The organism is Methylobrevis pamukkalensis, assembly GCF_001720135.1.
Classification (GTDB): domain Bacteria; phylum Pseudomonadota; class Alphaproteobacteria; order Rhizobiales; family Pleomorphomonadaceae; genus Methylobrevis; species Methylobrevis pamukkalensis.
This window is the reverse complement of record NZ_MCRJ01000169.1, coordinates 1-5,941: the sequence shown is the minus strand read 5'-3', so window position 1 is coordinate 5,941 and position 5,941 is coordinate 1. Positions and strand designations below refer to the sequence as shown.

Annotated in this window: 5 protein-coding genes and 3 pseudogenes; 2 read left to right on the top strand and 6 right to left on the bottom strand. The window is 66.3% G+C overall.

All coding sequences use genetic code 11. From position 1 onward, the window contains the following. Nucleotides 1–251: pseudogene (locus tag A6302_RS23710) on the top strand (hypothetical protein); the annotation flags it as partial. 364 nt (nt 252–615) lie between these two features. On the opposite strand, the gene A6302_RS18930 reads toward A6302_RS23710, so the two are convergent. The 6 genes and pseudogenes from A6302_RS18930 to A6302_RS24875 all read right to left on the bottom strand — a co-directional run. Further along, complete coding sequence (locus tag A6302_RS18930; protein ID WP_141703950.1) at nt 616–1,353, bottom strand: hypothetical protein; 738 nt, start codon at nt 1,351–1,353, stop codon at nt 616–618. After that, a complete protein-coding gene (locus A6302_RS18925; RefSeq protein ID WP_069308334.1) occupies nt 1,350–2,492 on the bottom strand; it encodes a GSCFA domain-containing protein in 1,143 nt (380 codons plus the stop codon). Before A6302_RS18925 ends, A6302_RS18930 begins: the two co-directional genes overlap by 4 nt. 232 nt (nt 2,493–2,724) lie before the next feature. Further along, nucleotides 2,725–3,186 (bottom strand): DUF1284 domain-containing protein, encoded by a 462-nt coding sequence (locus tag A6302_RS18920; protein ID WP_069308336.1) that lies wholly within the window; start codon nt 3,184–3,186, stop codon nt 2,725–2,727. Nucleotides 3,187–3,247: 61 nt separating this feature from the next. Further along, a pseudogene (locus A6302_RS21650) lies at nt 3,248–3,796 on the bottom strand (biotin transporter BioY); the annotation flags it as partial. 204 nt (nt 3,797–4,000) lie between these two features. Then, nucleotides 4,001–4,549: an FCD domain-containing protein gene (locus tag A6302_RS18915; protein ID WP_245294149.1), complete on the bottom strand. Its 549-nt coding sequence runs from the start codon at nt 4,547–4,549 to the stop codon at nt 4,001–4,003. Beyond that, nucleotides 4,516–4,665, bottom strand: a pseudogene (locus A6302_RS24875) (GntR family transcriptional regulator); the annotation flags it as partial. The gene A6302_RS18915 and the pseudogene A6302_RS24875, both read right to left, overlap by 34 nt. 271 nt (nt 4,666–4,936) lie before the next feature. Here A6302_RS24875 and mepK point away from each other — a divergent pair. Next, on the top strand, nt 4,937–5,941 hold a 1,005-nt coding region (gene mepK, locus A6302_RS18910), incomplete at its 3' end, for a peptidoglycan L,D-endopeptidase MepK (RefSeq protein WP_425349179.1).

The window sequence follows — 5,941 nt, the reverse complement described above, 5'->3', positions numbered from 1 at the left end:
AACGACTGACCGAGCGATTGGGAACCCGTCCAAGCGTGGGCGCCATGGTCATGGATTACGTGTCACAATTCGAACCCAGCCACGTTTCCATCTTCGGGTGCGACTTCAAGAAGACAAGAACATTTTATAACAAGTATCCCGTGGCCGACACACATGACTTCGAGAAGGAACGCCTCATGTGCGAAAGTCTGTGTGAACACCGAGGCTGGAAAATCATCTGCAATCATCCGGAATCGCAGTCAAACGACTGACGCCCCCACAAGGGCCGCGTCCGGCTTCTCCGACACTGCAGGGATCTCCCGGATGGTGTCGCCCGCGCCGATCCCGCTGGACGAGACGCTGTGGCCGGGCACGCGCGACGATCTCTAAGGCCACTCCAAGGCGGTGAAGACCGCGCTCGGGCTGCAGATGGTCGATCAGGGAGCGTCTGCCCTCGGCAGTCGCTCCCTGACGGCGTTGCGTTCAGATCATCGGCAGCGCCGTGGCACCGTGCTGTTGACCCGCACGGATCGGCCACACCTGAAAGCGGATCGGATCTTCACGCGATGCGAGCTCCCCCTCTGAGGGAAGCCAGATCTGCCTCAACCCTGAAACGAACACCACTTTTGCCAGTGTTCAATCCAGCAGTGCAAGTTCGGCCTCGGTCCACGTTCCGATGCCCCGGCCGTTCAGGAATTTCATCATCCAGAGGCGTCCGAATTCATCGTTCATGTGGCGCAGGTCTTTGGGCGGATGGGCCGGCTCGCCCATACCTTCCTGGGTCGCCAGCCGCTTCGAGCCTTTCGAATAGGTCATGTTGGTCGCCGAGCCGTTGACGACGGTCTTCAGCGGCTGGCTCAGGAACTCCGCGTTCAGCGGCTCATAGAATTCGCGGTTGGCGGCCGCGATCCATGCTTCGTAGCCGCGGGTCGCCTGGCCGCCCTTGCGCCGGATGTCGGCCTTCAGCGGTTCGTGACCGAGATAGATGCGCTTGTCGGTCGCACTGCGGATAAGCATCAGGAGTTTGTAGGACAGCTGGTCCTTCACCCCCTCCTGGAAGGCGGCCTTCAGCGCCTTGCGCGAGAAATGCTGTCGGGGCGCAATCGCATGGCCCATCAGCGCCATGCCATGAAGGAGAATGATGTCATACGCGGCGAGTTCGATGAAGCTGTGCCCGCCGGACGTGAACCGGAGCGATTCGAGAAGCACAGGGTTGGTCGCCACGAGCCTTCCCTCGGAAAGCTCCAGATTCTTGAGGCCATCCCGCTGCTGGCCGAAGAAGGTGATGTCCACGCCTTCGCAACGCGCGGCAAGAGCCGTCCAGCCCTGTTTCAGGGCGGCGATGTGACTGTTTCCAAGGACCGCTATCTTCACGCTTCACCTCCAAATGCGGCCAGAAGTTCTTCCTCGCACACGTCGCCGCTGGCAACATTGTTGCCGGCGCGGCCGGTCGCCTTGCCTCGCGGCACGTCGCCGTCAGCACGCACGAACCTGCGAGCTTCCAGTTCCTGGGCGCGCCGGCGCAAGAGCTTGATCGCGGAGGCAGGAAGTTCGATGGGCCCGAACTTCGTCTCGTGCGCCGTGAAGAAGTGATTCATCACGAAATCGACGCCGGACGGGGTGACGCTCCGCATGTTCGGCTCGAAGAAGATGCCCCGGAACACCGGGCTTGTGATGATCTCGAAGGACGGGAAGTAATCGACGAAATCGAACTCGCCCGCGATCTGGCCGGCCACCGCCCGAAGGACGCATTTCGAATAGGACGTCGCGACGAGGACATGATCGCCCGAATTCGTTGCGGTGAGCGGCACGGGGGAGACCGTCAGAATGAACTTCAGGTTCTTGTTGACGCCGCGCATCGCCTTGATGACCGCGGTCAGGTTGCCATGGATCGTGGCGAAGTCCTGATTGCGGAAGCCATGGCGCGTCGCGTCGTATTCGCCGGCGACGGTGCCGGGACACATCGGATACTCGTAGCCCTCCTGAAGGTTCACCCAGCTTTCCGTCAGTCCCATCGTGAAGACGAACACCTCCGCTTCGACAATGGCCGCCTTGAAGGCCGCGATCGACGCGGCGCGAGAGGCGAACACCTCTTCACGGCTTTCGAAACCACCCGGTTCGACAGCGGGACGGAAGGGATCGAACACACCGCTCTCGCTCTCCCAGCATTCGTCCGGAGGAACGGCAGTGCCGAGCGCCCAGGAGGTCCACTGCCGCAGCAGCGAGGTGGTGTAGATATTGCCGGTCCGGGCGGAAAACACGCCGTAATTGAACAGTTTCCGCGTTTCAGGGGCCATTCCGGGCGGATTCGTTTCCGTGATGTGCCAGTTGAGTCCCCGGTCACGCAGCGCCCGCCCGACATGCTGCGCAAAGCAGGAGCCGAACGTGACCACGGGCGCCGTCCCGGAAATCGGAAATTTTGGCGACCATAAATTCTCGATCGCGAACAGTGATCGGTCGGAGACAGCGGGCCTCCAGAACGACGACTGCGGCAAATTCTGATACGGGTTCATTCCCTCTATCCCCAATTAAACAACGCAGCGAGACTATGGCCAATTGAACCATCCCGCGATCAATATCGCAAATGGTTCTCGGCCTCTCGGCCATAATCCGGAGGCCGAGGAATGGTCGCGAAGCGAACGCCAGATTTCCTCTGACAGGGGACGACCGACGGGCTGCTGGGCCTGTGTCCTGGGGGTGCCGAAGCCGGCGTGAGCGTCGGCTCTGCGGCAAGATCCTTGCCGATCAGCGGGCTGGCAGCCGTGCGCCGGAATATCCCGCAGCCGCAACCCGTGCGCAGAGATCCGCCCATTCGCAGCCTCCGCAGGCGGAGAGGCCGTCGCCGCGGGCGACGGCCGCCCGCATCCGTGCAAGCAGCCCGGCCGTGGGCACAAGGCGCAGGCCGGGGGCAGTATCCTGCCCGGTCATCGCCGCCACGACCTGTTGCGCGCGCTGGTCCCGGGCCAGAACGCTCGCCGCCCGGCAGTGAGCCTCGGCGTCGCCGAGCAGCGGGGCGCAGATGTCGTCCGGGCCCTCGACGATCAGGATCTGCGCGCCGGCCGCGATCCTCGCGACCATCCGGTCGTAGTTGGCGACGAAGGCCGGGCTGTAGCCCTCCCCCACATAGGTGAGCATGCAGAGAAGATGGTGGGCGCGCAGCCGGACGGGCGGGTCGCCCGGCCCGTCCGGCGCGTTGCAGGTGGTCATCGACACCGGCGCGGCAGGGCGCGAGGTCAGCGGGTCGCGCGAGGCGGATCCAGCGGTCGCCGGCCGCAACCGTTGCCGCCGCCAGCGCCGACTTGAGGATGCCGCCGAGCACGAAGGGCGCGACGCCGAGGGCAAACGCCTTCTCCGCGCCGATCAGGACGCCGAGCCAGGCGCCACCGATGACAAGGCACAGCGCGTTGGCGACCAGCATCGCCGCAAGGCTGCGCATCAGCCGCCGTCCGGTCCAGCCGCGCTCGGCGAGAAGGCCGACGAGGCCGCCGATGATCGGGAAGGCGACGAGATAGCCGACCGTCGGGCCGGCGAAATGCGCAAGGCCGCCGGCCCCGCCCGCCAGCACCGGCGCCCCCAGCATCGCCTCGCCGAGCCAGGCGAGGATCGTCAACGTGCCGAGCCGGGCACCGTAGAGCGCGCCGATCAGCGTGACGCCGAAGGTCTGCATGGTCATCGGCACCGGCACCATCGGCACCTCGATCCGCGAACAGGCGGCGAGAAACAGCGTGCCGAGCGCCACGGCGGCGATCTTGACGAGCGGGCTCTGGGCGGACAGGCGCAGCGGCGCGGCCGGGCGGGGGATAGCGACGAGGGACATGGGATCTCCTTGAGTTCGATAATTATCTATAATTTGCGGATTCGATCTATAAAGGAGTTCATGTTTTTCGATCTGGCGCAAGGGCGCCCGGCGCCGCGCATGGTCGCAGGCGCGGTCGCGACGAAAAATCCCGTCAACGCCGCCGAGGCATCGCGATGGTGGACGCGGTCGCAGATGAGGGAAGTCGAAGCGCGCGGGACCGCCTCAGCCGACGATGGCGAAGGCCTCGCGGGTGCGGCCCGACGGCGTGGTGACCCGGCGCTCGCCGATCCATTGCACGTGGCGGGCCAGGGTCGCCGCCGCGGTGTCGACGTCGCCGCCCCGCAGCGCGGCAAGGATGGCGAGGTGGTCGTGGTCGGTGCGCGCCTCCCAGTCCGATCGCCAGGAGGCGAACAGGAAGCGCGCGCTGGCGCCATGCAGGTCGTCGATCGCCGCCAGCAGGCGCGGCATGCCGCAGGGATCGAGGATCAGCCGGTGGAAGCGCCGGTTCGCCGCCTCCCAGCTGGCGACATCGCGCGAGCCGTCGCGGCCCGGGTCGCGGCCTCGGCGGCGTCGAGCACGGCGCCGGTCAGATGCGGCGCGGCGTTGCGCAGCGCCAGCACCTCCAGCGCCGCCCGCATCTCGGCCACCTCGCGCACCGTGTCGCGGTCGAAGCCGGCGACGCGCACGCCGCGGCGCGGCTCGCTGCGCGCCAGCCCCTGCGCTTCCAGACGGCGGAAGGCCTCGCGCACCGGCACATGGCTGGCGCCGAATTCCTCGGCCACATGGTCCTGCCGCAGCCGCGCGCCCGGCTCCAGGGCGCCAGCGATGATCCGTTCGGCGAGAACGCGGGCGATCCGGGCGGCCACCGTTTCCGAGGATGTCGTCATGCAAGCCCCTGACAAGGAAGGAGAAGAGCCGGACCGAGCGGACCGCGCGAAACCGCGGGCGGCCTGCGCGCACACGGTGCAAATCGGGGAGCGGGATATTTTCCGCCTTTGATCACCGCATCGCAGCGGCTATGGTGCCGCTCACCGTATGACTGTTGCATGGAAAACCACATCCCTTGAAAATCCGCCTACGGTAAACCGGGGATTAACAGTTTGGGCCGATATTTCTCGAAGGGGTATCGGGCAACACGGGCAGATCTGGCAGGCCGACTTGAAACAGCTCATCGATTTTTGCCGCGGCGCGTCCTCCTGGGCAGGCGAGTTTCTCGCCCGCCGGACCGTCGGCAACAGCGGTCGTGCCGGCTTCGGCCCGACCCATGACGGATGCAGGTCGCGGGTTCGCATCGCCGCCGTCGTCGCAGCCACGCTGCTGGTCGCCGTCACCGGCGTCGGCCCCGTGCAGGCGGCGGACAACCGCACGCTCGATCTCTACAACACCCACACCCGCGAACGCCTGAAGATCACCTTCAAGCAGAACGGCCGCTACGTCGAAAGCGGGCTGCGCGAGCTCAACCGCTTCCTGCGCGACTGGCGCCGCAACGAATCGCGCAAGATGGATCCCCGCCTGTTCGACACGGTCTGGGAGGTCTATCGCCAGTCCGGATCGCGCAAGCCGATCCATGTCGTCTCCGCCTATCGCTCGCTGGCCACCAACGATTCCCTGCGTTCGCGCTCCAAGGGCGTCGCCAAGCACAGCCAGCACACCATGGGCAAGGCGATGGACTTCTATCTTCCGGACGTTGGTGTCGCCAAGCTGCGCACCATCGCGCTGAAGATGCAGCGCGGCGGCATCGGCTACTATCCGACGTCGAACAATCCCTTCGTCCACGTCGACGTCGGCAGCGTGCGCCACTGGCCGCGCATGACCCGCGCCCAGCTGGCCAAGGTCTTCCCCGACGGCAAGACCGTGCACATGCCGAGCGACGGCCGCCCCATGGCCGGCTACGAGCAGGCGCTGGCCGAGCTGAAGCGGACCCAGGCCTCCAGCGCCCCGCTGTCGCTGCGCGCCGAAGGCGAGAAGAAGCGGCCGAAGGGCCTGCTCGCCATGCTGTTCGACAGCGGCGAGGACGACGAGGAAGAGATGAACGCCGCCAGCGGCGCCGGCGCGGAAGAGGCTCCGGCCCCGGTCCGCGTCCAGCAGCCGGCGCGCCAGGAACTGCGCAACACGCCGCCGAAGGCCGTCGCCGCGCCCGCTCCGGTCCGCGTCCAGCCGGCG

Coding starts and splice junctions, on each gene's coding strand:
- A6302_RS18925 (WP_069308334.1), bottom strand. CDS start 2,492: ATGAACCCGTATCAGAATTTGCCGCAGTCGTCGTTCTGGAGGCCCGCT.
- A6302_RS18920 (WP_069308336.1), bottom strand. CDS start 3,186: ATGACCACCTGCAACGCGCCGGACGGGCCGGGCGACCCGCCCGTCCGG.